Raw genomic sequence first — 24,492 nt, 5'->3', positions numbered from 1 at the left:
TCCATGAATATCAAAAACAAGGTTATGACCGCGCCAAAGGAAGATTCGAATGGATGGGATCTGGCGCATCTTGTGGGACAGCTGATTGATCATCGCTGGATCATTGTTGCCGTTACCGCTTTCTTTATGCTGGTGGCAACCCTCTACACACTGTTTGCAACACCGATTTACAGCGCTGATGCCATGGTGCAGGTTGAGCAAAAGAACGCCAGCTCGGTGCTGAATGAGCTCGACAGCATTCTGCCGCCAACGCCAGCATCCGATACTGAGATTCAGATTCTCGAATCGCGCATGGTTATCGGTAAAACCGTTGCCGATCTGGGACTGGATACCGTTGTCACCCAGAACTATTTCCCGGTTATTGGTAAAGGTCTGTCGCGCCTGATGGGCAACAAGCCATCAACCGTGGCGATCTCTCGCCTGGAAATTCCACGCACCATTGATAAGCGCACCGTCGAACTGGAAGTGACCGGTCCTGACTCGTACACCGTGTCAGCGGATGGCGATGAGCTGTTCAAAGGTAAAGTCGGTCAGCTGGAAACGCACGGTGATGTCACCATGCTGGTCAGCGGTATCAATGCCGATGAGGGCACCAGCTTCAGCGTAACCAAGTTGAACGAGCTGCAAGCCATTAACTCGGTACTGGCCAACCTGACCGTTGCCGACAAAGGCAAAGACACCGGTGTGCTGGGTCTGGAGTATCTGGGTGAAGATCCAGAGCAGATCAGCAAGGTACTGAACCAAATCGTTAATAACTACCTGCTGCAGAACGTTGAACGCAAATCTGAGCAAGCGGAAAAGAGCCTGGAATTCCTGCGCAATCAGCTGCCGCAAGTGCGTGGCAAACTGGATGATGCGGAAGATAAGCTGAACACCTTCCGTCGCCAGAACGAGTCGGTTGACCTGTCGCTGGAAGCGAAATCTGCGCTGGATTCTTCTGTCAGCGTGCAGAGCCAGTTGAACGAACTGACCTTCCGTGAAGCCGAAGTTTCTCAGCTGTTTACTAAAGATCACCCAACCTATCGCGCCTTGCTGGAAAAACGCAAAACGCTGGAAGGTGAGCAGGCAACGCTGAACAAAAAGATTTCTCAGATGCCACAAACGCAGCAAGAGATCTTGCGTCTGACGCGTGATGTGCAGTCGGGTCAGGAAATCTACATGCAGTTGCTGAACCGTCAGCAAGAGCTGGGTATCAGTAAAGCCAGCACCGTGGGTGATGTGCGCATCATCGATGGCGCGGCAACCGGTAACAGTCCTGTGGCACCGAAGAAGCTGCTGATTATCGCTGCTAGCGTGATTCTGGGTCTGATGGTTTCTGTGGGTCTGGTATTGCTGAAAGCGCTGTTGCATCACGGTATCGAGAATCCAGAGCAGCTGGAAGAGCTGGGCATGAACGTCTACGCCAGCGTACCGCTGTCAGAATGGCAACGTAAGAAAGATACCGAAGCACTGGCGCGTCGTGGCAACAAGGTGAAAACCGATCCGCACGAAACGCTGCTGGCCTTGGGTAATCCAACCGACCTGTCAATTGAAGCGATCCGTAGCCTGCGTACCAGCCTGCACTTCGCGATGATGGAAGCGAAAAACAACATCCTGATGATCACCGGCGCCAGCCCAGGTATTGGTAAAACCTTTATCTGTGCCAATCTGGCAACGCTGGTAGCAAAAGCGGGCCAACGCGTGCTGTTCATCGATGGTGATATGCGTCGCGGTTATACCCACGAATTGCTGTCAGCTGATAACAAATCAGGCTTGTCCAACGTATTGTCTGGCAAAACCGAATTCAGCCCAGCGCTGATTCAGAAAGGCCCGTACGGTTTTGACTTCCTGCCTCGCGGACAGGTGCCGCCGAACCCATCTGAACTGCTGATGCATCGTCGCATGGGTGAGCTGCTGGATTGGGCGAGCAAGAACTACGATCTGGTGTTGATTGATACGCCACCAATTCTGGCGGTAACCGATGCATCTATCATCGGCAAACTGGCCGGTACTTCGCTGATGGTGGCGCGTTTTGAAACCAACACGCCGAAAGAACTGGATGTCAGCTTCAAACGCTTTGCACAGAACGGTATTGAGATTAAAGGTGTGATCCTCAACGCCGTGGTGCGTAAAGCCGCCAACTCGTATGGTTACGGTTACGACTATTACGACTACGAGTATGGCAAACCGACCAAAAGTTAATTTGCCCGTCATTGACCGTTAATGATGAGGGTAATCCGGTGAAGAGAGGGGCGGGTTGACCGCCCCTTTTGATCGCACCGTTTGAATGACGACACGCAACGATTTACACAGGTGATTCTCTCTATAACGCCATAAAAGCCACTGTTGGCATGAGAACTTGTGGAATTAAGGAATCACACCATGGCTCCATATTGGTATTTATCAGGGTTTGTACTGTTGCTTGCGCTGGTCGAAATCCTGTTGAAGAAAGACGAACGCACCACCCATATTCTGACTTACCTGCTGTGTATCGCCACCGTAACGCTGATTGTCTTTGCGGGTATTCGCGGTCTCGGCACCGGGATGGATGACTATCAATATCGCAGTTTCTTTGCCGACTTCATCCGCCGTATTGAGGTTAACGGTTTTGCTAATACCGTTGCCTTCTTCCGTTACGAACCGCTGATTTTTGCGATTGCATGGATCACCAGCCTGTTTTCACACAATGCCAGCGTGTTCCTGTTTGTGTTCAGTATTCTGGCAGTATCGACTAACGCGATCTTCTTTAAAAAGATGTCGCCGTATCCGGTGCTGGCATTGGCGCTTTACTCGGCGCACATCTTCATCAACAAAGACGTTAACCAGATTCGTTTTGGCCTGAGTTCGGCGCTGTTTCTCGGCGTAATTTGGACCATTTATATCAAGCAATACTGGTGGGCGTTTGCCTTCTTTATTCTGTCCTTCCTCAGTCACAACACCGCCGTGATGGTCGTCACCATCATACCGTTCCTGTTTATTCGGGAATCACGCTGGTGGCCAGTGATCATCATCATGTTCAGTGTGCCACTCTCGGTGGTGGGCGGTACCGGCTTTATTGCCTTGATCGCCGGACATCTGGGATCGATGGGGGAGAGGGCCGCAGGCTACAGCAACGAAGCGTCGAATGCCGGTGATGGCAGCGTGGTGTCAGTGTCGAACCTGAAAAACATCATGCTGGTGTTCATCTTTGTCTACTTCATGCTGAGCAACAAACTCAAGCGCGATCAGTACGACGTGTGGAAACTGAATTACCTGCTGATTCTCACTTTCGCTATCGGCGGCGGTATCAGGATCTTCTTCTATAACTACTCATCGGGTGCGCGCCTGTCGAACTACCTGCTGCAGGTCGAACCGATTATTTTGACGTCGCTGATCTTCCAGTCAAAACGCGCGCTTAAACCCGCGATGTTCGCGATGTTTGCTTTCTTCCTTGTTTATTACCTCTATTACAACACGATCTCACTGAAGCAAGCCGTTGTTGGCTATGAAGTTGCTCGTGAATTCAAATTGTTTCATTAATCGATGAGAGGAAATATGCGGAAGACATTACTGGCAGTTCTGATCACCTCTGCGCCGTTACTGGCGCAGGCAGACGATCATCCCGGCACCTTTATCATCGCGGCATACGGTGACTCCACAACAGCGGGCGTCACCGCATCCGGCAATCGCAATATCATCAGTAAAAATAACGAAGTGAGTTTTTTACAGCAGATGTTGCGCGAGAAATACGGCAACAACATTGAGGTGAAGAATCACGGTATGCCCGGCGCACAGGTCTCGGTGCTGGTTTATAACAAAGACAACACACCGCAGGACTGGTCAGAACGCATGGCGAAATCCGACGCCAATATGATTTTGATTAACTATGCGATTAACGATGCGCGCATCAATTTCTTCAAAGACAAAGGCGAGCGCATTGAAACGCCGGAAGAGTACAAGCGCATCATCACCGATCTGGTGAAAGGCGCGAAGGCGAATAACAAGCTGGTGGTTTTACAGGAACCGAATCCAATCTGTGGCAAAGCCGAGCGCTGGAATGTCTGGCCTTATGTGTATCAGTTAAATGAAGTGGCTAAAGAGCAGCAGGTCCCGATTGTGAAACAATTCAGCGTCATCAAACAGAACCGTGACTGGCAATCTGAGATGTCGCCTGATTGCATTCACCCGAACGAGATGCTTTATAAACAGAAAGCAGAAAGAACCTTCAACGTTTTGAGCAGCAACTTCGATAGCGTTTTCTCGCGGCACAGCAGCTAACCCAACTCAGATTCAGGAGCTGACATGTATGTATTAATCATGGTGCTGTCATTTTGTCTGGCGCTAATCATTCTGCGAGTATTCTCCTTCCACAAAGGCGTTTACAACGAAAGCGGTATTAAAAGTATCTCTGGTATGCGCGCGCTGCTGGCCAGCATCGTGGCGTTCTCGCACTTCGCACACTACATCTATTCATTGGATGGTCAGTGGGTGTTCGATAAAGACTATTTTGCCTGGTTCTCCGAAGGCAACTTCTTCGTCAACTCGGGCAAATTCGGTGTATTGCTGTTCTTCATGATCTCCGCCTTCCTGTTCTATCGCTGGCTGGATAATGAAACCATGACGCCGGGACAGCTTACGCACAAGCTGCTCAAGTCGCGTATCCGCCGTATCGTACCGATGTTCTGGTTCTCGGGATTTGTCATTATCGCGGTGGGCGTGGTGCAGGGCGATCTCACCTATAGCCTCACGGCGGTGAAAGATGCGGTGCTGTGGTTGCTGTTCATTGGTAGCTATCACATTGGCGATTTTATGACGGCAGATGTTAACGCCGGTGTTGAGTGGACATTGCGCCTTGAATGGCTGCTGTATCTGTCGATCCCACTGATTTACGTGCTCAACCGTGCCACCAAAGGCAAATATAAAACGCTGCTGATTCTTGGCTCCATCGGGGTGATTTTCTGCGTGGCTGTCGGCCTGCGTCTGTGGGGTAAAACCTATACCGATCCGCGTCCGGTGCTGGGCTTTGCCATGGGCTATCTGGCGTATAAGTACCGCGACATGTTTGCGCACTATAAAACCTCCAGCCTTGCGGGCTGCGCGGTGATTGCGCTGTCGCTGTTCTCACTGTCGTTCACCAGCAACACCTTCTGGTATCTGATTTTCCTCTGCTGCCTGACGGTGATCTTCTTTATTGTCAGCAGTGGCAACACCGTGTTTGGCATTCTGGAAAACAAAACCCTGATGTCGATTGGTGAGGTGAGTTACAGCCTGTATCTGATTCACGGTGTGGTGCTCTACTTCATCAAGCAGATTCCGGACACGCTCTATCCGCATTCGTTCCTGTTTTACACCTTGCTCTCAACGCTGTTCTTTGTCGCCTCCTTCTATGTGGCGAAATTGACCTACCTGTTTGTCGAGAAACCGTTTATCGGCAGCAGCAGCAAGAAGAAAGTGGCGATGAAGACCTCGCCAACAAATTAGGACATCACCCATTATTCTTTTGAGCCCACAAGTTATATCATTGATTTTGTAACTTTTTTAATGAGGTGCTGGCAATGCAGGACATTCGCTTCTCAATTGTTATTCCCGCGTATAACGCGTCGAAATCGATTGTTACGACGCTAGATTGCGTCAAAGCGCAAACCTATCGCAATTTTGAAGTCATTATTGTTGATGATAAATCGGCCGATGCGGCCGAACTGGCGCAGGTCGTGCGCGGCGAGCGTTATCAGGATTTGGATATCAAACTGGAGCTGTCTGAGGTCAAACTCAACGGCGCTGGCGCCCGCAACAAAGGTATCGCGTTGGCAACGGGTGACTTCATTAGTTTCCTTGACGCCGACGATGAGTGGCATCCGGACAAGTTGCGGGTGGCCAGTGAAACCATCGCCAAGCTGGAAGCGCAGGGCAAATCGCGCTACGTCATCTTTAGTCAGGTGAACATCCATCAGGATGGCACCTTCCTCAAGGTGATGCCGATGCAACCGCCCGGCAAAAACGAAACCGTGGCTGAGTATCTGTTTGGCTGCTACGGCTTTATTCAAACCAGCACCATTGTGTTGAAGCGTGAAGATGCTGCGCAGATCCAGTTTGATGCGCGCTATATTCGCCATCAGGATTATGATTTCTGCATCCGCGCCGACCGCATGGGTTACGCCTTCGTAATGATCGACCAGCCTTTGGCAACCTACCATCTGGTGACCAAATTTGGTTCCAAGCACAAAGGTGAGTCGGTCAAATACTCCTACTTCTGGCTCGATACCATGAAGCCGCATCTGACGACGCGCGACATCCACACCTATAAAGCGTTCAAGCTGCCGCTGCGCTACAAGATGGATGGTAAATCGCTGCAAGCCAGTTTGAGTTTTGCGCGCTATTTCTTCCTCACTAACCGTGACAACCGTGCCTACTTCATGAATCGCCTGCTCGATAAGGTGAAGTCGCGCTTCTCGGGCGGAAGAGCCGTCTCCTGATTCGCTTTTCAACACTTTCACTTGCTCCCTACACGGGGGCAATTTTTTGGTTCCTGAAACTCCGGGTAGACAAATGACAAATCATGTTGGCACCGTCGGTATTGTGATGCCGATGTATAACGCGCGAAATACCGTTCTGCGCGCGGTTGAGTCGATCATCAACCAGACCTACAGCGACTGGCATCTGTACCTGATCAACGATAAATCCACCGATGATTCACTGGCCTTGGTGCGTGAGCATTGTCAGGACGCGCGTATCACTATTCTCGACAATGACGTGAATAAAGGCGCAGCTGAAACCCGCAATGTTGGGCTACGCGCGGCGAAAGAAGAGATTATCGCGTTCCTCGATAGCGACGACGAATGGCACAGTGAAAAACTGGCTGAACAAACCGCCGCAATCAAAGCCGGCGACGATTTTGTGATCACGCATTATCACTACAAAACCAAAACCGCTGAGCACGACATCAACTACAGCAAACCTTATCTGCAGCAGGAAAACTTCGTGAAGAAGCAATATCGTGTTTGCTTCTCTTCGGTGTGCTTCCGCCGTCCTCCACAGGGCATCTTCTTCCAGCGTAAAGGCCACGAAGACTTCCTGTTCCTCTACGAGTTGTTCCTCCGCTACAAACAAGCCCGCGTGATCCAGAAAACCCTGGTCAACTATTACGAGTTGGGCGATTCACTGTCGCGTAACAAAAATAAAGCGGCGAAGTGGCACCTCGAATTATTAAGAATTATCTATAAAAACAATCCGTTAAAAGTATATTACTATTACGTCTGGTATATGGTTAATGGCGTCCTTTTCGCCTTGAAACACCGTTAAGCGCAACGGTGCTTAGCTGCTTTTATATTGTTTGAGGTGGAAAGGATTTTATGAAAAAGATCGTTTTGGTGATTAAAGATGCCTACTCCTATGCGGGCACTGAAAACATCTGCAACTTTATGTCTGAGTGCCTCGGCGAGCAGCACGAAGTCACCATTTACTCGCTGGAAGGCCATGGCAAAACCTTTTATCCGTTCGAACGGGTAAAGAAAATTGTCAGTTTTGAAGGCCACAGCAACCCAATTAAAAGCGCTGTAAGCCACATTCATCAGGAAGGCTTCGACAGCGTATTCCTGATCAGCATGGGCCGCCTGAGCGTGATGTTCGCCTTCTGGAACTTGATGGCACTGAAGAAGAAGCGCTTCAAAGCGTATGCCTGCGAACACATCGCGATTAACTCGTTCAGCAAACCGATTAAGCTGCTGAAATGGCTGATGCTGCGCTATTACGATCAGGTGATCGTACTGACCGACAAAGATCATCAGGTATTTAACCGCTGGAACATCGCCAGTCAGCAAATCCCCAATCCAGTGGTGTACAAGGCGTTTCAGCGTCAAACGCGCAGCCGTCAGGCGCTGGCGGTGGGGCGTCTGGATAATCAGAAAGGTTTCGACCTGCTGCTGGATATCTGGGCCGATTTCAGCAAAAAGCACCCTGAGTGGAAGCTGGTGATTGCCGGTGACGGCGAACTGCGCCAGCAGTTGCACGATCAGGCTGCCGCATTGGGTATCACCCACAGCGTTAACTTCGTCGGCAAAGTCAGCAACATCAACGATTACTACCGCGAAAGCGACATGGCGCTGATGACCTCACGCTATGAAGGCTTGCCGCTGGTGTTGCTGGAAGCCAAATCCTGGTCGCTGCCGGTGGTCGCCTACGATTGCCCAACCGGCCCGCAGGAGATTATCAACCACGGTGAAGATGGCTTCCTGGTGCCGATGAATGACAAAGCGACCTTCATCAAGCGCATGGAACAGCTCGCCAGTGATGATGACCTGTTCTACGCCATGAGTGAAAAAACCAAAGAAACCGCGCTCAAGTTTGACGGTAACCAGATCAAACAGAGCTGGCTCGCGCTTGTTTAGCGACAATTATCGTGCCTCGGGAATCCTTTTTGGCCGCATAACCACGGGAATTGAAGCATGAAAAGAAGAGAAGTCTTGCAGACCGCAGCCTCCTCCATTGTTGCCGCGCTCTCAGTGAGTGCGTTTTCCAGCTACGCCGCAAAAAGTGGTCAGCCAGCGTTAAAAGCCGTCGATCCGTCCAGCGTACCGCCGGGCGATGTACCGATTTTAACGCCAGAAAACGTCTACACCATGCCGCCGCAGTTCTGGCAGAACTTCGAAGGCAAACTCTGGATTGGCAAGGCGGGCAGCGATGCCAGCCAAACCGGCAATCAAATTCCGGTTTTCCTGCGCGATGCCAATGGCAAAGTGTCACAAATCAGCCAGCCGATTGCGTTGAACAAGGGTAACTTCGCCCAGTTCATTCACGATAATGCAGCGTTGATCGCCAATCCTGCGCATTCCATGGTGGTGGAAGACGATCAGGGTCACACGCTATTCTCCATTAGCGATGTCTCGCGTCCTAACCAGAGCAACTTCAGCCAGCGACTGGCGCAGCCGAATGGCTATCAATTGATTGGCGAGATCCCGTCGGTGGAAGAGTTGCGTAAAACCCGTCCACTTTTTGCCGGTGCCAAAATTAAGCTGAAAAGCTGGCATGAAGGGCTGGAAGTGGGCGGCGGCGAGTTCGTCGGCACCTTCGGCGATGCCAAAGACGATGGCGGCGTGAACTTCAGCGGCAACGGTTTCACCTGGCGTCGCGTGGTGGAAGATTTCAACCGCCTGACGCTGTTTGATTTCGGCGCGATTGCCGATGGCAAAACCGACACCGCGCCAGCGATCAAAGCCATGTATCAATGGTCGATTGATGCCAGCCAGCAGATCTGCGTGCAGTTCCCGGCCGGTACCTTCTTCGTGTCCGAATGTGATTTCGGCGATGAGGGACGTCGCTTCTTCCGCATCTCCGGCGCGATGGTCAACTTCGGTTACTTCCCTGCGACCACGTTGGTCTCGGATGGCCGCTCAGAGTTCCTGTTCCAGGTGAACGCGCGCTGGACCGAAATTTCTAACCTGAATTTCAACGGCAACACCGACAAGCGTCCGAATAAACAGGGCTTGTTCCGCAATACCTGTCCCGGCGGCCAGTTTTTCCGTGGTGCCTGCTTGCGCTTCAATCAGGTAGGCGGCGTCTCGCTGAGCCTGCTGGATACGCTGGATTGTAAAATCGATCAGTGGTACGCCAACGCCTGTACCGGGGATGTGATTAAAGCCAGCTGGTCGGGTCAAAAGGCCGGCGCGTGGGATCATAGCACCGCGATTGAGCTCTCCAACTTTAACGCCCAGCATTGTAAGGGCGGCATGGTATTGAATCTTCCGCGTTGCAGCCAATCCATCATTCACAACGGCTGGATTGAGCACAGTGACTTCCCGGGCGATATCTCGAATGGTCAGTGGATCGTGGATGCGCTGAGCATTGAGGATTGTAAGAACCCGCTCAATGCGCGTAACTCACGCCTTAATATGCGTCAGACCAATCTGCAGTCGGGCAGCTGGATCGATAACTCGCTGGAAGGCGAGCGCTGGCTGAACATCTGGGAAATGGGCTCGACGCGCGTTGAATCTTACGGCGTGGCCATTGATGGCAGTCTGAAATACAACTACATCACCTCGCGTTTCCGCCTGACCAACAACAGCGATCAGCAAACCTGGTTTGAACTCGGCAACTTCTACTCGCCAACGGTGGGTGATAGCTGGGAGATCGAGGTGTTTGGTCAGTCGCAGTTCAATAACGGCACCGCTAACCAACCGCTGATGGATGTCATTGACGGTAAAGGCACCGGCGGTCGCGCCGTGATTCATCTGCAGCGCAAGAAAAACAAAGCAGAAGCCAGCTGGTCAGCGGAAGGTAGCTCGCCGGTGGTTGACGTTCGTTTCGAGCCGCGCACCGATACCGACACCAAAGTGTTCGTTAAGTTAGCGGGCTGGACGCCGACGACTGCCGTGCTGATCAAAAGCACCGCCAAAGATCGTTTCCTGACCGGACGCTGCGCACGCGTGGATGCCGTCATGGAAAAAGGTGCGCCAGGCAGCGGAGCCCAACAGGCACCGCAACGTTTTAGCTTGCACAACGGTAAGGCCGGCATCGGCGGAAACGAGCAGGGCGATTTGCTCATGGCATCGCGCGCGCTTAAACCCGAACAGGTGGATACCCGCGAACCGAAAGGTTTCATCTCGGTAGTGATTAATGGCGAGCAGGTTGCAATGCCGTATTTCGCCGTGAAGTCGTAACGCGCAGGTAGTTAACGTAGCGGCGCAATTTATTGCGCGATAAATCGCGCCGCTACGGAATATGCATAATTTATAAGCAGTATTGAATAGAAATTCATTTAGCAGCACCTTTTTGGGGATTACTCCCATTGCAGTCATTTAACACAGAGTTCACTTTGCCAGTGCAGCTATTGGCGGCTTGTAAAAATTACAAAAATTTTTCCGGAGTTTTTTTATGAAGATTTTATTGGTAGGAAACCATACCTGTGGAAATCGCGGGGATGGCGCGATTTTACGAGGGCTGATTGATTCGCTGAAATCTGCGCGCGCAGATTTGGATATTGATGTGATCAGCCGTTATCCAACAAGTTCGGGCTATTTATTGCAGCAACACATCCAACAGGATTCCCTGTTCCTGCACAACAGCAAATCCGGCAAGGGTTTGGTGGGCAGCCTTAAACGCAAAGTGGCGAACCGATTGATGCCTGACATCATGATGGCGCACCTCGGTAAAGGCGGCCTGTACAAATCATTCTCGGTGCCACCGCATCTCGCGGCGTTCACCAAAAGTCTTGCACAGTATGACGCGATTATTCAGGTTGGCGGCTCGTTCTTCGTCGATCTGTACGGTGTAACCCAATTTGACCACGCGCTCTGTGCGTTGATGGCGAAAAAGCCGCTGCATATGGTCGGTCACTCAGTCGGTCCGTTCGAAAACCCGCGCGTTAATGCGCTGGCTAACTTTGTCTTTGATCGCGTTGACAGCCTGGTGCTGCGCGAAGAAGTGAGCCACGATCGTCTGAAGCAAGATGGCGTGACCACCAGTAAAGTGAAGAAGGGCGTCGACACCGCGTTCCTGGTACAGGCGCGCGAAGTGGCGAATCCAAGCCATAACCTGCTGCACTGGCAGGCAATTATCAGCGCACGCAAAACCATTGCGATTACCGTACGTGAACTGGCGCCATTCGATAAACGTCTCGGCGTCACGCAGAAAGAGTATGAAGCGGCCTTTGGTCGTGTGATCAACGCGATGATTGCCGAAGGTTATCAGGTCGTTGCATTTTCTACCTGCACCGGTATCGATAGCTACGCTAAAGACGACCGCATGGTGGCGCTGACGCTGCGCGATCATGTCGAGCATCCAGAGCATTACCATGTCATCATGGACGAGTTCAACGACCTCGAACTCGGCATCCTCCTCAGCCATTGTCATCTGACAATTGGTACCCGCCTGCACTCCGCCATCATCTCCATGAACTTTGGTACGCCAGCCGTCGCCATCAACTACGAGCACAAGTCGCTCGGCGTGATGAAGCAGCTTGGCCTGCCGCAGATGGCGACCGATGTACAAAGCCTGATGGATGGCTCGCTCATCGATAAAGTGCAGACGGTGCTGGCCGACTACGACAACGTGAAACACAAAGTTGATACCGCGGTGGCGCAGGAGCGTGAGATTGGTAACCGCATTACAGCAGAAATTCTCAACGTCCTGGGGTGAAGTGATGAAGCTGACCTTTTTCACCATGCGTTTCCCTGTTGCCTCTGAGACGTTTGTGCTCAATCAGGTGACGCATTTCATCGACGCAGGCTACGACGTGGAGATTATCTCCGTGTTTCCGGGCGATATGATTAATCGCCACGCCGCGTTCGATGACTACAATTTGGCAGCGAAAACTCACTATTTACTGCCGGAAGAGAAGGTATCTAACCTCGATAAGCTGACACAGCGTATCGGTTTGATATTGCCCAAAATCACCAAAGGCGCGTTGCTTAAGTCGCTGAATGTGCGTCGCTACGGCGCACAGGCCAGCAAATTGCTGCTGCCGGCGATTGTCGCTAACACTAAGCAGCCTTATACCGCCGATGTGTTTCTGGTCCACTTTGGCTATGCCGGTGCGCTGGCTAACAAGCTACGCGAGCTCGGCGTGCTGAAAGGCAAGCAGGCGACAGTGTTCCACGGCGCGGATATTTCGCGTAGGCACATTCTGGAAGAGCACAAACTCGACTACATCAACCTGTTTAAGCAGAGTGAACTGATGCTGCCTATCAGCCACTTGTGGGAGAACAAGCTGATTGAGATGGGCTGTCCGCGCGAGAAAGTGCGCGTGACGCGCATGGGCATCGAGCCGGAGAAGTTTAACTTCCGTCCGCGTGAAGCGTTCCATCAACCGCTGCGCATCGTTTCCGTGGCGCGTCTGACCGAGAAAAAAGGTCTGGATGTGGCGGTAAAAGCCAGCGAAATCCTGCGCAATAACGGCGGCCAGTTCCAGTTCACCATCATCGGTAACGGCGAGCAGGACGGCATGATGCGCGAACACATTGCGCGCGCTGGATTGCAGGATTGCGTCACCATGCCGGGCTTCAAGCCGCAGGATGAGATTCGCCAGGCGTTGAACGAGGCGGATATCTTCCTGCTGCCGTCCAAAACCGCCGCGGATGGCGATATGGAAGGTATTCCGGTGGCGCTAATGGAAGCGATGGCGGTCGGCTTGCCGGTGGTTTCCACTTATCACAGCGGCATTCCCGAACTGATTGAGAATGATGTGAGCGGATGGCTGGTGGCCGAAAACGATCCTGACGAGCTGGCGGCGACGCTGCTGCGTCTGTCGCGCGGTGATGTGGATGTGGCGCCGGTTGTCGCGGCTGCGCGCCAGAAAGTCGAAACTGAGTTCAATCAGCACATCGCTTATGGTGAGCTGGCGAAAATTCTGGAGCGCATGGTGTGAGCGGATTAAAAAAACAGGCCGTTTGGCTGTTTGGTAGTACCTGTTTTGCCGCATTACTTCAGGTGTTACAGCTCGCCGTTCTGGCGCGCAAACTGGAAACGCACGAGCTGGGTTTACTGGCGATCATCAACGCAATATTGGCGGTAGCAACCGTGCTGCAGGATATGGGCATGAGCAGCTACATCGTGCATCGGCAGGACATTAATCGTCGCGAGCAGAGCACCATTTACTGGGTGAACGTCTCGCTCAGTTTCTGCACCGGCTTGATTATGCTGGCGATTGCCTATCCGGTGGCATGGTTCTATCACCTGCCGGAACTGGTAGGCTTAATCATGCTCACCAGCCTCAACTTCCTGGTGCTGGGACATTTGTCGCAGTATCAGGCGCACTATGTGAAAACCAAACGCATGGTGACGCTGGCCAAGATTGAGATGGCAACCAAGCTGTTCGCGTTCCTGTGTACCGTAGCGATGTTGTATTACACCTCGCTAACCGTGGCGGCGGCGATTCTTGGCCTGTTCATCAACGCCTTCACGCGTATTCTCTGCATGATCTACTTCGGTGAGAAATCGTGGCGTCCGACCTGGGAATTCGACGGCAAAACCTTCGTTAGCGCAGTACGTTACGGCGTGTATCAACTCGGCTCGCAGACCATCAACCAGCTGCGTACCCAGGCGGATGCATTGATCGTCGGTAAGGTAATGGGCGCCGAGATGCTGGGGATTTACTCGCTGGCAAAAGAGCTGATTCTGCAACCGCTGAAACTGGTGTCGCCAGTGATTAACCGCCTGGCGTTGCCACGCTTTGCCGAGAAGCAGCACGATCCTGAGCAGCTGAAAAAACTGTTCCTGAAAGGCACCTTCGTCATCATGCTGTTCAGCAGCGCGATGTATCTGGCGATTGGCATCCTGTCACCGGTGATTGTGCGCGTGCTGTACGGCGCTTCACATGAGCAGGTTTACCATCTGATCCCGCTGATGCTGCTGTTTGGCATGCTGCGTCCGATGGGCGGCTTAACCGGCGCGATTTCGCAGGCCAACGGCCGCACTAATGTTGAGTTCTACTGGAACATTGTGGCGAGTCTGGTGGTGGTGGCGGTGCTGGCGACAACGTACATCTGGCCGAACGTGCTGTATGTGGCGCTGACGCTGTCGATTTCGCAGGTGCTGATCTCTGCCTTCGCGCATCCGTTCTTCATTAAACCGGTGATTGGCATTCGCTTTATGCCGTATGCACGCCAATGGGTTTCAGTCTCGGTGGTGTTTGTCGGCCTGATGCTGCTGGTAAACCATTTCAATCTGTTCGTCATGCCGGAATGGTTTGAAGGCATGCTGTAGTCATTAAAATCAAACCCGCGCGATGAATTGCGCCGCTACAGATTACTCAACGTTTACACGGTCCGTAGCGGCGCCATTTATGGCGCAATAGAGGCACACCTTTCAATCAATGTCTGGTCTCATCATCACAAATCCTTTCACGATTTTTCAGCGGTTTAGCGCAGGGGTTTCTTATTGGAACTTCGGCATTTTTACTGGCAAAAATGGCGATTTTTGATGGTGTGACAGAGAGTTAGTGTCGGTTTTTCAGATTAAGATTATACTTGCTCGACCGGCCGATCCTGCATAATCGACCTCACGCATTCACTTCATGAAATGGAATAAATATGACCAAGCTTAAAGCAGTAATCCCCGTTGCAGGTCTCGGTATGCATATGCTTCCTGCGACCAAAGCCATTCCGAAAGAGATGCTGCCAATCGTCGACAAACCAATGATTCAATACATTGTTGACGAATGCGTCGCGGCGGGCATCAAGGAGATTGTGCTGGTCACCCATGCTTCCAAAAATGCAGTGGAAAACCACTTCGATACCACTTACGAGCTGGAAGCGCTGCTTGAAGCACGCGTTAAACGTCAGTTGTTGAGCGAAGTGCAGTCAATCTGCCCGCCGGGCGTAACCATCATGAACGTGCGTCAGGCTAACCCGCTGGGTCTGGGCCACTCCGTTTTGTGCGCACGTCCAATGATTGGCGACAACCCGTTTGTGGTGGTATTACCAGACGTGCTGCTGGATGACTCTACCGCTGACCACCTGCGTTATAACCTCGCATCAATGGTTGCGCGCTTCGAAGACACCGGCCACAGCCAGGTGCTGGCAAAACACATGCCGGGTGAAGATCTGACCGAATACGGCGTGCTGACCACCGAAGAGCCCATTGATAACCCAGGCGATATCAGCACCATCACCAGCTTTGTCGAGAAGCCAGAAGCGGGTTCAACCGATTCTGACCTGACTGCGGTTGGCCGTTATGTGCTTTCTGCTGATATCTGGGAAGAGCTGGAGCGTACTGAGCCAGGCGCATGGGGCCGTATTCAGCTGACCGATGCCATCGCATCCCTGAGCAAGAAGCAGCCTGTTGATGTGCAACTGCTGACCGGTACCAGCTACGACTGCGGTCGTAAACTCGGCTACATGCAGGCATTCGTTTCTTACGGTCTGCGTAACAACGCACAGGGTCGCGATTTCCGCGAATCTATCCAGAAAATCCTGGCGAAATAAGCTTTCTCATTCTCTACCGCGCCCATCGCGCGGTTTAAAGGAGTACACATGGCTATTTTGGTAACGGGCGGAGCGGGGTACATTGGCTCCCATACGGTGCTGGCGCTGTTAGAGCGCGGCGACGACGTTGTGGTCCTGGATAACCTTTGCAATGCGTCCCGCGAAGCGATCAATCGCGTAGAAAAGCTCTCGGGCAAAAAAGCGGTCTTCGTCGAAGGCGATATCCGCGATCGCGCTTGCCTGCGTGACCTGTTTGCCTCCAACGATATCAGCGCCGTGATTCACTTCGCCGCACTGAAAGCCGTTGGTGAATCCACGCGCATGCCGCTGGAATACTACGAAAACAACGTCGCTGGCACCGTGGTGCTATTGGAAGAGATGCGCGCCGCTGGCGTGTGGAACTTCATCTTCAGCTCGTCCGCGACTGTTTATGGCGCAGATGCACCGGTTCCTTATGTAGAAACCACGCCAATCGGCGGCACAACCAGCCCGTACGGCACCTCTAAGCTGATGATCGAATTCGTGATGCGCGACTTCGCTAAAGCGGATCCGAACTTCAAAGCCATTGCGCTGCGCTACTTCAACCCGGTTGGCGCGCATGAATCTGGCGAAATCGGTGAAGACCCAACCGGTATCCCAAACAACCTGCTGCCGTATATTGCGCAGGTGGCCATTGGCCGTTTGGAAAAGCTGGGCGTGTTTGGTGACGATTACGACACGCCAGATGGCACCGCTCAGCGCGACTACATTCACGTTGTCGACCTGGCAGAAGGGCACCTGAAGGCGCTGGACCACTTAGCGAAAGTTGAAGGCTATAAAGCTTACAACCTTGGCGGCGGTGTTGGTTTCTCCGTGCTGGAGATGATCAAGGCGTTCGAGAAAGCTTCTGGCAAGCCGATTCCGTTTGAGTTTAAGCCGCGCCGTGACGGCGATTTGCCTGCGTTCTGGGCCGATGCCACACTGGCGAACAACGAACTGGACTGGCGCGTGACGCGCGGGATCGATGCCATGATGCGTGATACGTGGAACTGGCAGAGTAAGAATCCTAATGGATTTGAGTAATACATAATTAAAAATTTAAAACCCGGTTAAAACCGGGTTTTTTTTCGCCTGAATATTTTAAGCTGTGATTATTAGGGATGTTACTTATTTAAGTTAACTTAAAGATTGCAGGAATACTCCTAAACGCAAACGCCGCTATCAGCAATCCATCTTACTGTTTTAACGCAAAAAAAATGGCGACTTTAATTGTTTGAAAAATCAACTATATTCTTGTGAGTCAATAAGTTGTACATAAGCCGACTGATAAGTTGACGTGAAGATTTGCAACCCTATTATCAAACAATAACCATGTTAATTCTGCAGCACAAAATGTATTATTTGCGATGGTCTCGGAATAGGTCGATTCTTGCTGCAATTTTGACCATTTAACTTTCTGAGCTCGAAAAACAGAGGAATGACTTGTTACACAGCATAGTGGTTGCTGCAAGCCAAGGGCGGTAGCGTGGCTATTTTATATTTTTGATGAAAAAATAACCCGCTGATAAATGATATAGCAGTCTAAAAAGACACATTAGAGGTTGTGGAATGTTACTTCCCGTAATCATGGCCGGAGGAACCGGCAGTCGTTTGTGGCCCCTTTCACGCGAACTCTATCCTAAGCAGTTCATTAGCCTGCATGGACAGCATTCAATGCTGCAGGAAACAGTAAATCGCCTGACCGGCGTAGAAGCCCGTGCTCCGCTGGTCATCTGCAACGAAGAGCACCGTTTTTTAGTTGCGGAGCAGCTTCGTCAAATAAACAAACTTTCCCATAATATTATTCTCGAACCGGTTGGTCGTAATACCGCACCGGCGATTGCTCTCGCGGCCATAAACGCGATTGAGCAGGGCGACGATCCCGTCCTACTGGTTCTGGCTGCCGATCATGTGATTGAAAACCGTGCTGCGTTTCATCAGGCAATTGCAACAGCCACTCAATATGCCAAGCAGGGGCATTTAGTCACTTTTGGTATTGTGCCGACAGGCCCTGAAACAGGTTATGGCTATATCCATCGTGGCGCGCAGATTGCAGATGCTGAAGACGCCCCATTTAGCGTACAGCGCTTTGTAGAGAAGCCGAATCTCAAAACAGCGGAAGATTATTTAGCGTCTGGTGAATATTACTGGAACAGCGGTATGTTCATGTTCCGCGCTAAACGTTACCTGCAAGAGCTGGAAAAATTCCGTCCTGACATTCTTGACGCTTGTCGTCGTGCTATGGCTGGCGTGCAGGAAGGGCAAGATTTTATCAATATTGATAAAGAAGATTTTATTGCCTGCCCGGATGAATCTGTGGATTACGCCGTGATGGAACAAACCGATGCTGCAGTGGTTGTGCCACTTGATGCCGGTTGGAGCGATGTTGGCTCCTGGTCAGCGCTTTGGGAAGTGAATGAAAAAGACGCCGCGGGTAACTCACTCAAAGGCGATACCTTCCTGCATAACACCAAAAACTGCTACATCAACAGTGAAGACCAGCTGGTAGCAGCCATTGGCGTGGAAAATCTTGTCATCGTTAATACTAAAGATGCGGTGTTAGTCGCGCGTAAAGATCAGGTGCAAGACGTGAAGCGCGTGGTTGAATTCCTGAAAAGTGAATGCCGTAGCGAATACCGTCGCCACCGTGAAACCTATTGGCCTTGGGGTCGCTGCGATCTGGTGGTGAATACGGGGCGCTTTAACGTGAACCGAATTACCGTTAAACCGGGTGAAGCGTTCGAGTTGCAGATGCATTACCACCGCACTGAGCACTGGGTCATTCTCTCCGGCACTGCGAAAGTGACCATTCAGGATAAGACCTTGTTGTTGACTGAGAACCAATCGACCTTTATTCCAATTGGTCACCAGCACACACTGGAAAATCCTGGGAAAATTCCTCTGGAACTTCTTGAGATTCAGTCCGGTTCATATTTGGGTGATGACGACCTGATTTTGATTAAAGAACAATTTGCCCGCAAAGAAGGACAATAATAAAAATGGATGCACTGACTTGTTTCAAAGCTTATGACATTCGTGGTGAGCTGGGCAAAGAACTGAATGAAGACATTGCTTATCGCATAGGTCGCGCTTACGGCGAATTCCTCAAGCCAAAAACCATTGTTGTTGGTGGCGATGTCCGCCTGACGAGCGAAGCACTGAAAATGGCGCTGGCAAATGGTTTAATGGATGCTGGAACTGATGTCCTTGATATTGGCATGAGTGGCACCGAAGAGATTTATTTCGCCACATTCCATTTGGGCATTGATGGCGGTATAGAAGTCACGGCCAGCCATAATCCCATGAACTATAACGGAATGAAATTGGTGCGCGAAGGTGCGCGTCCAATCAGTGGCGACACAGGTTTGCGTGATGTTCAACGTCTGGCAGAAGCGAATGAGTTTGCTCAGATCGATAGCACCAAGCGTGGCAGCTATAAGCAAATCTCAATTCTAGATGCCTATGTCGACCATTTGATGGGCTATATCAATCTGGCTAATTTTAAACAGCCAATGAAGTTGGTGATTAACTCAGGGAACGGTGCCGCAGGCCACGTGATTAATGAGATCGAAAAGCGCTTTAAGCAGGCAAACGTACCAGTCAGCTTTATTAAAGTTCATCATCAGGCCGATGGTAACTTCCCGAATGGAATCCCTAATCCTCTGTTGCCAGAGTGCCGCAAAGATACATCTGATGCCGTGCGCGAACATAATGCAGATATGGGTATCGCATTTGACGGTGATTTTGACCGCTGCTTCCTGTTTGATGAAAATGCTGAATTTATCGAAGGTTATTACATCGTAGGATTGTTGGCTGAGGCTTTCCTTAAGAAAGAGCAGGGAGCAAAGATTATTCATGATCCTCGTTTGACCTGGAATACGATTGACGTCGTGACCAAAGCCGGTGGGATTCCAGTGATGTCTAAAACGGGTCATGCATTCATCAAAGAGCGTATGCGCGAAGAAGATGCGGTCTATGGTGGAGAAATGAGCGCACATCACTATTTCCGTGACTTTGCTTATTGTGATAGCGGAATGATTCCGTGGTTGTTGGTGGCTGAACTGCTGGCAGTGAAAGGGCAGACGCTATCTCAGCAAGTAGAAGAAAGGATGAAGGCATTTCCTTGTAGTGGTGAAATTAATTTCAAGGTCATCAACTCTTCCAAAATCATTGCAACAATTTCACAAAAATATGATTCATTTTACGAGGCTAAAGATATTGTCGATGGAATTAGCCTTAATTTCGCAGATTGGCGATTTAATTTAAGAACATCTAATACAGAGCCTTTACTTCGTTTGAACATTGAGACGAAAGGTAATGTTAATAAGTTAAATTCGTTACTTGAAGAATTCGCATCAATTATCAACTCACATTAATTTTAAGTACATATGGTAGGTTAGAAATGTCTAATAAAATTGCAATTGTTACAGGTATAACGGGCCAAGATGGTGCATATCTCGCAGAATTATTGCTGGATAAAGGATATATTGTTTATGGAACATATCGTCGTACCAGTTCAGTTAATTTCTGGCGTATTGAAGAGCTAGGTGTTAAAAATAATTCAAATCTTCATCTCGTAGAATATGATCTGACAGACTTGTCCGCCAGTATTCGTCTCCTGCAGCAAAGCGGAGCGACTGAAGTTTATAACTTAGCGGCTCAAAGCTTTGTTGGTGTCTCATTCGAGCAGCCTCTAACTACTGCTGAAATTACCGGTATTGGTCCAGTAAATCTGCTTGAAGCAATTCGCATTGTTAACCCTAAAATTCGTTTCTACCAAGCTTCAACATCTGAGATGTTTGGTAAAGTTCAGGCGATTCCGCAGAAAGAAGATACACCTTTTTATCCGCGCAGCCCATATGGTGTGGCCAAGCTGTATGCGCACTGGATGACAATCAACTATCGTGAGAGCTACAACATTTTTGCCTCTAGTGGCATTTTGTTTAACCATGAATCTCCGCTGCGTGGCCAAGAGTTTGTCACTCGTAAAATTACTGATTCTGTTGCCAAAATTAAGCTCGGTAAGCTTGATGTTCTTGAGCTGGGTAACATGGATGCTAAACGTGATTGGGGCTTTGCCAAAGAGTACGTAGAAGGTATGTGGTTAATGTTACAGGCTGATGAGCCAGACACATTTGTTTTAGCGACTAACCGCACTGAGACCGTGCGTGATTTCGTCTCCATGGCGTTTAAAGCGGCAGGTATCGAGTTACGCTTCGAAGGTAAAGAAGATCAAGAAGTAGCAATTGATGTTGCTACCAACAAAGTTGTGGTTAAGGTTAATCCTAAATTCTACCGTCCAGCTGAAGTGGAATTACTGATTGGTAATCCACAACGCGCTAAAGATATTCTCGGCTGGGAACCTAAAACCACATTGGAAGAGTTGTGCGCAATGATGGTTGAAGAAGATCTACGTCGTAATAAACAAGGATTCTCTTTCTAATATGACTAATGGCAAAAAAGCATTGATCACTGGTATCAAGGGCTTTACTGGCCATTATATGGCAGCGGAATTATCCGCTGCTGGATATGAAGTTTATGGCCTTGGCTCGACACCTAATCAGAACATGGAAAGGTATATTCAGGTTGACCTTACAGATGCGAAGCAAGTGAAACTCGCCATTGATACGGTTTCACCTCATGTCGTGGTTCACCTTGCTGCTATTACTTTTGTTGGTCACACTGAACCCACCGCTTTTTATGACGTGAATCTTTCAGGAACAAGAAATTTACTCCAGGCGTTGGCTGATACCGCTGTAAAGGCTGAGGCAGTATTAATTGCTAGCAGTGCCAATGTATATGGCAATAATACACCCGGTAAGTTAAACGAAACAATATTAGCGAACCCCGCCAATGACTACGCCGTAAGTAAGCTGGCTATGGAGTATATGGCCAAACTGTTTATGGACAAGTTGCCCATCATCATTACTCGGCCCTTTAATTATACCGGGGCGGGCCAAGCTGAAAATTTCCTTATTCCAAAAATCGTCAAGCATTTTAGGGAACGCAAAGCGGTCATTGAACTTGGAAATATAGATGTATGGCGTGATTTTTCTGATGTACGCTTTACGGTCAAAAATTATGCTATGCTTCTAAATCCGTCCGCTTTCGGTAAAACTGTTAATGTCGCATCTGGTGAAATGTACTCTTTACGTGAAGTGATAAAAATTTGTGAAGAATTAACTGATCATAAAATCCGCATCGAAGTTCATCCTCAGTTCGTTAGAGCCAATGAAATCAAAGAGCTATGTGGTGATGTAAGCTTGTTGAATATTTTGACGGAAGGACAGGCACAAAAAATACCACTAAGAGATACTCTGAAATGGATGCTGGAAATACAAAGCTAAACGTCATTTTCTCTACGGATTGTATTAAATATCCACTAACTGGAATTGGCCGTTATGCATTCGAGCTTGCGAAGCAACTCCAGCAGCGTGAAGATAAGCTAACGCTAACTTATCTTCATGGAACTAAAGTGCGGGACTCACTGGCAGTTGCCAGTGAGTCGGCTCAATCAGTTCAATCTTTTAAACGTAAACTACAAAAAAGTAAAACTGCTAGCGAAATATACCGGCTCACTTTTCCTGTAATGAAGTCTTTAACATTACGCAAATTCAAAGAACACATTTTCCATAGTCCTAATTATTACTTACCGCCAAGAGTACCGCACTGCGTTGCAACGTTTCATGATCTTTCCGTATTTCATTGGCCACAGTTCCATCCCGCTGGCCGTGTACATCTGATGCAAAAAGAGTTACGGAACACAGTTGCTCGCGCAAAAATGCTCATTACCGACTCGCATTATACCAAACGCGAGTTAGTCGAGTTTTTTGGACTTAAAGAACACAATGTTACGGTTGCTCCACTCGCTTACAACGAACAATTTCATCCGCGTAACGCTTCAGACGCGGAGCATGTGTTAAATCAATATCAGCTTGAGTGGCGTAGTTTCTTTCTCTACACCGGAACAATCGAGCCGAGAAAGAATATTATCACCTTACTTCGCGCTTATGATCGCTTACCAATGATTGCTAAAAATAATTTCCCTCTGGTTATTAGTGGTTATAAGGGCTGGGAGAATGCAGAACTTTTTAAACTTTTCTCTAAGGGTGAAAGAGAAGGGTGGCTGAAATACCTGGGATTTGTCCCTGGCAAACATTTGCCGATTCTTTATAGTGCTGCGACAAGCTTTGTTTTTCCTTCAATCTATGAAGGTTTCGGTTTGCCAGTCCTTGAAGCAATGGCATCAGGCACACCCGTGATTTGTTCTAACGCAACCTCGCTTCCCGAAGTTGTTGGGGAGACAGCGTTAATGCATGATCCCGAGGATGTTGATCGCTTAACTACCTACCTTCAGATGATGATAGATGATGGTTTTAAAAAGCAGTCAATGATAGATGCAGGACTCGTTCAAGCGAAATATTTCTCTTGGTCTGCGTGCGCAGACAAAACGATAGAAGCCTATGAGCAGGTTGCTAAATTTATATGATTAAAGTTCTACACTGCTATAAAACTTATTATCCAGACACTTTCGGTGGTATTGAACAGGTAATTTATCAACTCGCTGAAGGTGGAATTAAAGAAAATATTCAATCAACCGTTTTTACCCATAGTCCGGATTTTGTTCAAAAAAAAGCTAAGCACTGCAACCACTCAATTTATCGCGTTAAAACGTTATGTGAACTTGCATCAACTCCATTTTCGTTTTCTGCAGTTACAGAATTTAGAAAACTTGCTAAGCAAGCTGACATTATTCATTACCATTACCCTTATCCATTCATGGATTTTATGCATTTTGCAGCAGGGATTAATAAACCTTCTGTGGTGAGTTATCATTCGGACATTGTTAAACAAAAGACTTTGCTGAAACTCTATACACCATTAATGAATCGTTTTTTGAGCGATGTTGATCGCATTATTGCCGCGTCTCCAAATTACGTAGAAAGCAGCCCAATTCTACAGCAGTATAAAAGTAAGGTTGACGTGATTCCTTACGGCTTAGATAAACAATTCTATCGTAATAATGATCCTGAGGTTTTAGATAAATGGAAAGCTCATTTTCCTGATGGATTTTTTCTTTTCATTGGTACGTTTCGCTATTACAAAGGATTGCATATCCTGATTGAAGCGGCACAAAATAGTCATTATCCGATTGTCGTAGTAGGCGCTGGTCCAATTGAAGCTGAACTCAAGGCGCAAGCAAATCATTTGAAAGTGGATAATATCCATTTCCTCGGTGCATTAGAAGATAGTGACAAATCTGCACTGTTGCAGCTTTGCTCTTGCTTAGTATTCCCTTCCCACTTGCGTTCTGAAGCCTTTGGGATTTCCTTATTAGAAGGTGCCTTATACTCCAAGCCTCTCATCTCTAGTGAAATAGGCACTGGAACCACATATATCAATATTGATCGCCTTACTGGATTAGTCGTTCCTCCATCAAATCCACAAGCATTAAGAGAGGCTATGGATCAGATTTGGAACAATCCAGAACAAGCGAAAAGATATGGCGAAGCTGCGAATGCACGATTTGAAGCGTTATTTACAGCTGACAAAATGATTGAAAGTTACACAAAACTCTATAAATCCTTGTTAAATGTGTGAT

Annotated in this window: 19 protein-coding genes; all 19 read left to right on the top strand. The window is 49.3% G+C overall.

The window, feature by feature from the left end; translation table 11 throughout:
• Positions 1 to 3: 3 nt before the first annotated feature.
• The 19 genes from wzc (at position 4) to AC6I8K_RS12210 (ending at position 24,491) form a co-directional block, all read left to right on the top strand.
• A complete protein-coding gene (wzc, locus tag AC6I8K_RS12300) occupies positions 4 to 2,181 on the top strand; it encodes a tyrosine-protein kinase Wzc (protein ID WP_064739231.1) in 2,178 nt (725 codons plus the stop codon).
• A gap of 180 nt (positions 2,182 to 2,361) precedes the next feature.
• Positions 2,362 to 3,498, top strand: a complete 1,137-nt coding sequence (locus tag AC6I8K_RS12295; RefSeq protein ID WP_483817733.1) for an EpsG family protein — start codon at positions 2,362 to 2,364, stop codon at positions 3,496 to 3,498.
• Positions 3,499 to 3,513: 15 nt separating this feature from the next.
• On the top strand, positions 3,514 to 4,236 hold the full coding sequence (locus AC6I8K_RS12290) for an SGNH/GDSL hydrolase family protein (protein WP_064739229.1): 723 nt from the start codon (positions 3,514 to 3,516) through the stop codon (positions 4,234 to 4,236).
• A gap of 24 nt (positions 4,237 to 4,260) precedes the next feature.
• The gene (locus AC6I8K_RS12285; protein ID WP_497826812.1) at positions 4,261 to 5,439 is read left to right on the top strand and encodes an acyltransferase family protein; all 1,179 of its coding nucleotides are present in this window, start codon (positions 4,261 to 4,263) and stop codon (positions 5,437 to 5,439) included.
• Positions 5,440 to 5,513: 74 nt separating this feature from the next.
• Positions 5,514 to 6,431, top strand: coding sequence for a glycosyltransferase family 2 protein (locus AC6I8K_RS12280; RefSeq protein WP_064739227.1), 918 nt, complete (start codon positions 5,514 to 5,516; stop codon positions 6,429 to 6,431).
• 73 nt (positions 6,432 to 6,504) lie between these two features.
• On the top strand, positions 6,505 to 7,257 hold the full coding sequence (locus AC6I8K_RS12275; RefSeq protein ID WP_483817731.1) for a glycosyltransferase family 2 protein: 753 nt from the start codon (positions 6,505 to 6,507) through the stop codon (positions 7,255 to 7,257).
• 50 nt (positions 7,258 to 7,307) lie between these two features.
• The gene (locus tag AC6I8K_RS12270) at positions 7,308 to 8,342 is read left to right on the top strand and encodes a glycosyltransferase family 4 protein (protein ID WP_064739225.1); all 1,035 of its coding nucleotides are present in this window, start codon (positions 7,308 to 7,310) and stop codon (positions 8,340 to 8,342) included.
• 57 nt (positions 8,343 to 8,399) lie between these two features.
• Complete coding sequence (locus AC6I8K_RS12265) at positions 8,400 to 10,610, top strand: phage tailspike protein (protein WP_064739224.1); 2,211 nt, start codon at positions 8,400 to 8,402, stop codon at positions 10,608 to 10,610.
• Between the two features lie 214 nt (positions 10,611 to 10,824).
• Positions 10,825 to 12,087: a colanic acid biosynthesis pyruvyl transferase WcaK gene (gene wcaK / locus AC6I8K_RS12260; RefSeq protein WP_064739223.1), complete on the top strand. Its 1,263-nt coding sequence runs from the start codon at positions 10,825 to 10,827 to the stop codon at positions 12,085 to 12,087.
• Positions 12,088 to 12,091: 4 nt separating this feature from the next.
• Positions 12,092 to 13,315 carry a glycosyltransferase gene (locus tag AC6I8K_RS12255; protein WP_483817903.1) on the top strand — a complete coding sequence of 408 codons (1,224 nt, stop codon included), beginning with the start codon at positions 12,092 to 12,094 and terminating at the stop codon, positions 13,313 to 13,315.
• The gene (locus AC6I8K_RS12250) at positions 13,312 to 14,652 is read left to right on the top strand and encodes an MOP flippase family protein (protein WP_483817729.1); all 1,341 of its coding nucleotides are present in this window, start codon (positions 13,312 to 13,314) and stop codon (positions 14,650 to 14,652) included. The genes AC6I8K_RS12255 and AC6I8K_RS12250 overlap by 4 nt, the downstream gene beginning before the upstream one ends.
• Positions 14,653 to 14,978: 326 nt before the next feature.
• On the top strand, positions 14,979 to 15,872 hold the full coding sequence (gene galF, locus AC6I8K_RS12245) for a UTP--glucose-1-phosphate uridylyltransferase GalF (RefSeq protein WP_064739221.1): 894 nt from the start codon (positions 14,979 to 14,981) through the stop codon (positions 15,870 to 15,872).
• 48 nt (positions 15,873 to 15,920) lie between these two features.
• Positions 15,921 to 16,934, top strand: coding sequence for a UDP-glucose 4-epimerase GalE (galE, locus tag AC6I8K_RS12240; RefSeq protein WP_336778145.1), 1,014 nt, complete (start codon positions 15,921 to 15,923; stop codon positions 16,932 to 16,934).
• A gap of 525 nt (positions 16,935 to 17,459) precedes the next feature.
• The gene (locus AC6I8K_RS12235; protein WP_497826811.1) at positions 17,460 to 18,884 is read left to right on the top strand and encodes a mannose-1-phosphate guanylyltransferase/mannose-6-phosphate isomerase; all 1,425 of its coding nucleotides are present in this window, start codon (positions 17,460 to 17,462) and stop codon (positions 18,882 to 18,884) included.
• Positions 18,885 to 18,889: 5 nt separating this feature from the next.
• Entirely contained in the window at positions 18,890 to 20,266 is a 1,377-nt protein-coding gene (cpsG, locus tag AC6I8K_RS12230) for a phosphomannomutase CpsG (RefSeq protein WP_497826810.1), read from the top strand.
• A 26-nt stretch (positions 20,267 to 20,292) separates the two neighbouring features.
• On the top strand, positions 20,293 to 21,333 hold the full coding sequence (gene gmd, locus AC6I8K_RS12225; RefSeq protein ID WP_497826809.1) for a GDP-mannose 4,6-dehydratase: 1,041 nt from the start codon (positions 20,293 to 20,295) through the stop codon (positions 21,331 to 21,333).
• A 1-nt stretch (position 21,334) separates the two neighbouring features.
• On the top strand, positions 21,335 to 22,237 hold the full coding sequence (locus AC6I8K_RS12220; protein WP_497826808.1) for a GDP-mannose 4,6-dehydratase: 903 nt from the start codon (positions 21,335 to 21,337) through the stop codon (positions 22,235 to 22,237).
• On the top strand, positions 22,213 to 23,379 hold the full coding sequence (locus AC6I8K_RS12215) for a glycosyltransferase family 4 protein (protein ID WP_497826807.1): 1,167 nt from the start codon (positions 22,213 to 22,215) through the stop codon (positions 23,377 to 23,379). Before AC6I8K_RS12220 ends, AC6I8K_RS12215 begins: the two co-directional genes overlap by 25 nt.
• Positions 23,376 to 24,491, top strand: a complete 1,116-nt coding sequence (locus AC6I8K_RS12210; RefSeq protein ID WP_497826806.1) for a glycosyltransferase family 4 protein — start codon at positions 23,376 to 23,378, stop codon at positions 24,489 to 24,491. The genes AC6I8K_RS12215 and AC6I8K_RS12210 overlap by 4 nt, the downstream gene beginning before the upstream one ends.
• The last annotated feature ends 1 nt before the right edge of the window (position 24,492 follow it).

This window comes from Pantoea sp. X-Soil-ISGK-421 (assembly GCF_059730785.1).
Note: the sequence above shows the minus strand (reverse complement) of the source record. Positions and strands in the feature narration are given on the sequence as shown.

What these genes read in the sequence shown, in the direction of transcription:
- wzc (WP_064739231.1), top strand. Translation starts at nt 4, where the DNA reads ATGAATATCAAAAACAAGGTTATGACCGCGCCAAAGGAAGATTCGAAT.
- AC6I8K_RS12295 (WP_483817733.1), top strand. Translation starts at nt 2,362, where the DNA reads ATGGCTCCATATTGGTATTTATCAGGGTTTGTACTGTTGCTTGCGCTG.
- AC6I8K_RS12290 (WP_064739229.1), top strand. Translation starts at nt 3,514, where the DNA reads ATGCGGAAGACATTACTGGCAGTTCTGATCACCTCTGCGCCGTTACTG.
- AC6I8K_RS12285 (WP_497826812.1), top strand. Translation starts at nt 4,261, where the DNA reads ATGTATGTATTAATCATGGTGCTGTCATTTTGTCTGGCGCTAATCATT.
- AC6I8K_RS12280 (WP_064739227.1), top strand. Translation starts at nt 5,514, where the DNA reads ATGCAGGACATTCGCTTCTCAATTGTTATTCCCGCGTATAACGCGTCG.
- AC6I8K_RS12275 (WP_483817731.1), top strand. Translation starts at nt 6,505, where the DNA reads ATGACAAATCATGTTGGCACCGTCGGTATTGTGATGCCGATGTATAAC.
- AC6I8K_RS12270 (WP_064739225.1), top strand. Translation starts at nt 7,308, where the DNA reads ATGAAAAAGATCGTTTTGGTGATTAAAGATGCCTACTCCTATGCGGGC.
- AC6I8K_RS12265 (WP_064739224.1), top strand. Translation starts at nt 8,400, where the DNA reads ATGAAAAGAAGAGAAGTCTTGCAGACCGCAGCCTCCTCCATTGTTGCC.
- wcaK (WP_064739223.1), top strand. Translation starts at nt 10,825, where the DNA reads ATGAAGATTTTATTGGTAGGAAACCATACCTGTGGAAATCGCGGGGAT.
- AC6I8K_RS12255 (WP_483817903.1), top strand. Translation starts at nt 12,092, where the DNA reads ATGAAGCTGACCTTTTTCACCATGCGTTTCCCTGTTGCCTCTGAGACG.
- galF (WP_064739221.1), top strand. Translation starts at nt 14,979, where the DNA reads ATGACCAAGCTTAAAGCAGTAATCCCCGTTGCAGGTCTCGGTATGCAT.
- galE (WP_336778145.1), top strand. Translation starts at nt 15,921, where the DNA reads ATGGCTATTTTGGTAACGGGCGGAGCGGGGTACATTGGCTCCCATACG.
- AC6I8K_RS12235 (WP_497826811.1), top strand. Translation starts at nt 17,460, where the DNA reads ATGTTACTTCCCGTAATCATGGCCGGAGGAACCGGCAGTCGTTTGTGG.
- cpsG (WP_497826810.1), top strand. Translation starts at nt 18,890, where the DNA reads ATGGATGCACTGACTTGTTTCAAAGCTTATGACATTCGTGGTGAGCTG.
- gmd (WP_497826809.1), top strand. Translation starts at nt 20,293, where the DNA reads ATGTCTAATAAAATTGCAATTGTTACAGGTATAACGGGCCAAGATGGT.
- AC6I8K_RS12220 (WP_497826808.1), top strand. Translation starts at nt 21,335, where the DNA reads ATGACTAATGGCAAAAAAGCATTGATCACTGGTATCAAGGGCTTTACT.
- AC6I8K_RS12215 (WP_497826807.1), top strand. Translation starts at nt 22,213, where the DNA reads ATGGATGCTGGAAATACAAAGCTAAACGTCATTTTCTCTACGGATTGT.
- AC6I8K_RS12210 (WP_497826806.1), top strand. Translation starts at nt 23,376, where the DNA reads ATGATTAAAGTTCTACACTGCTATAAAACTTATTATCCAGACACTTTC.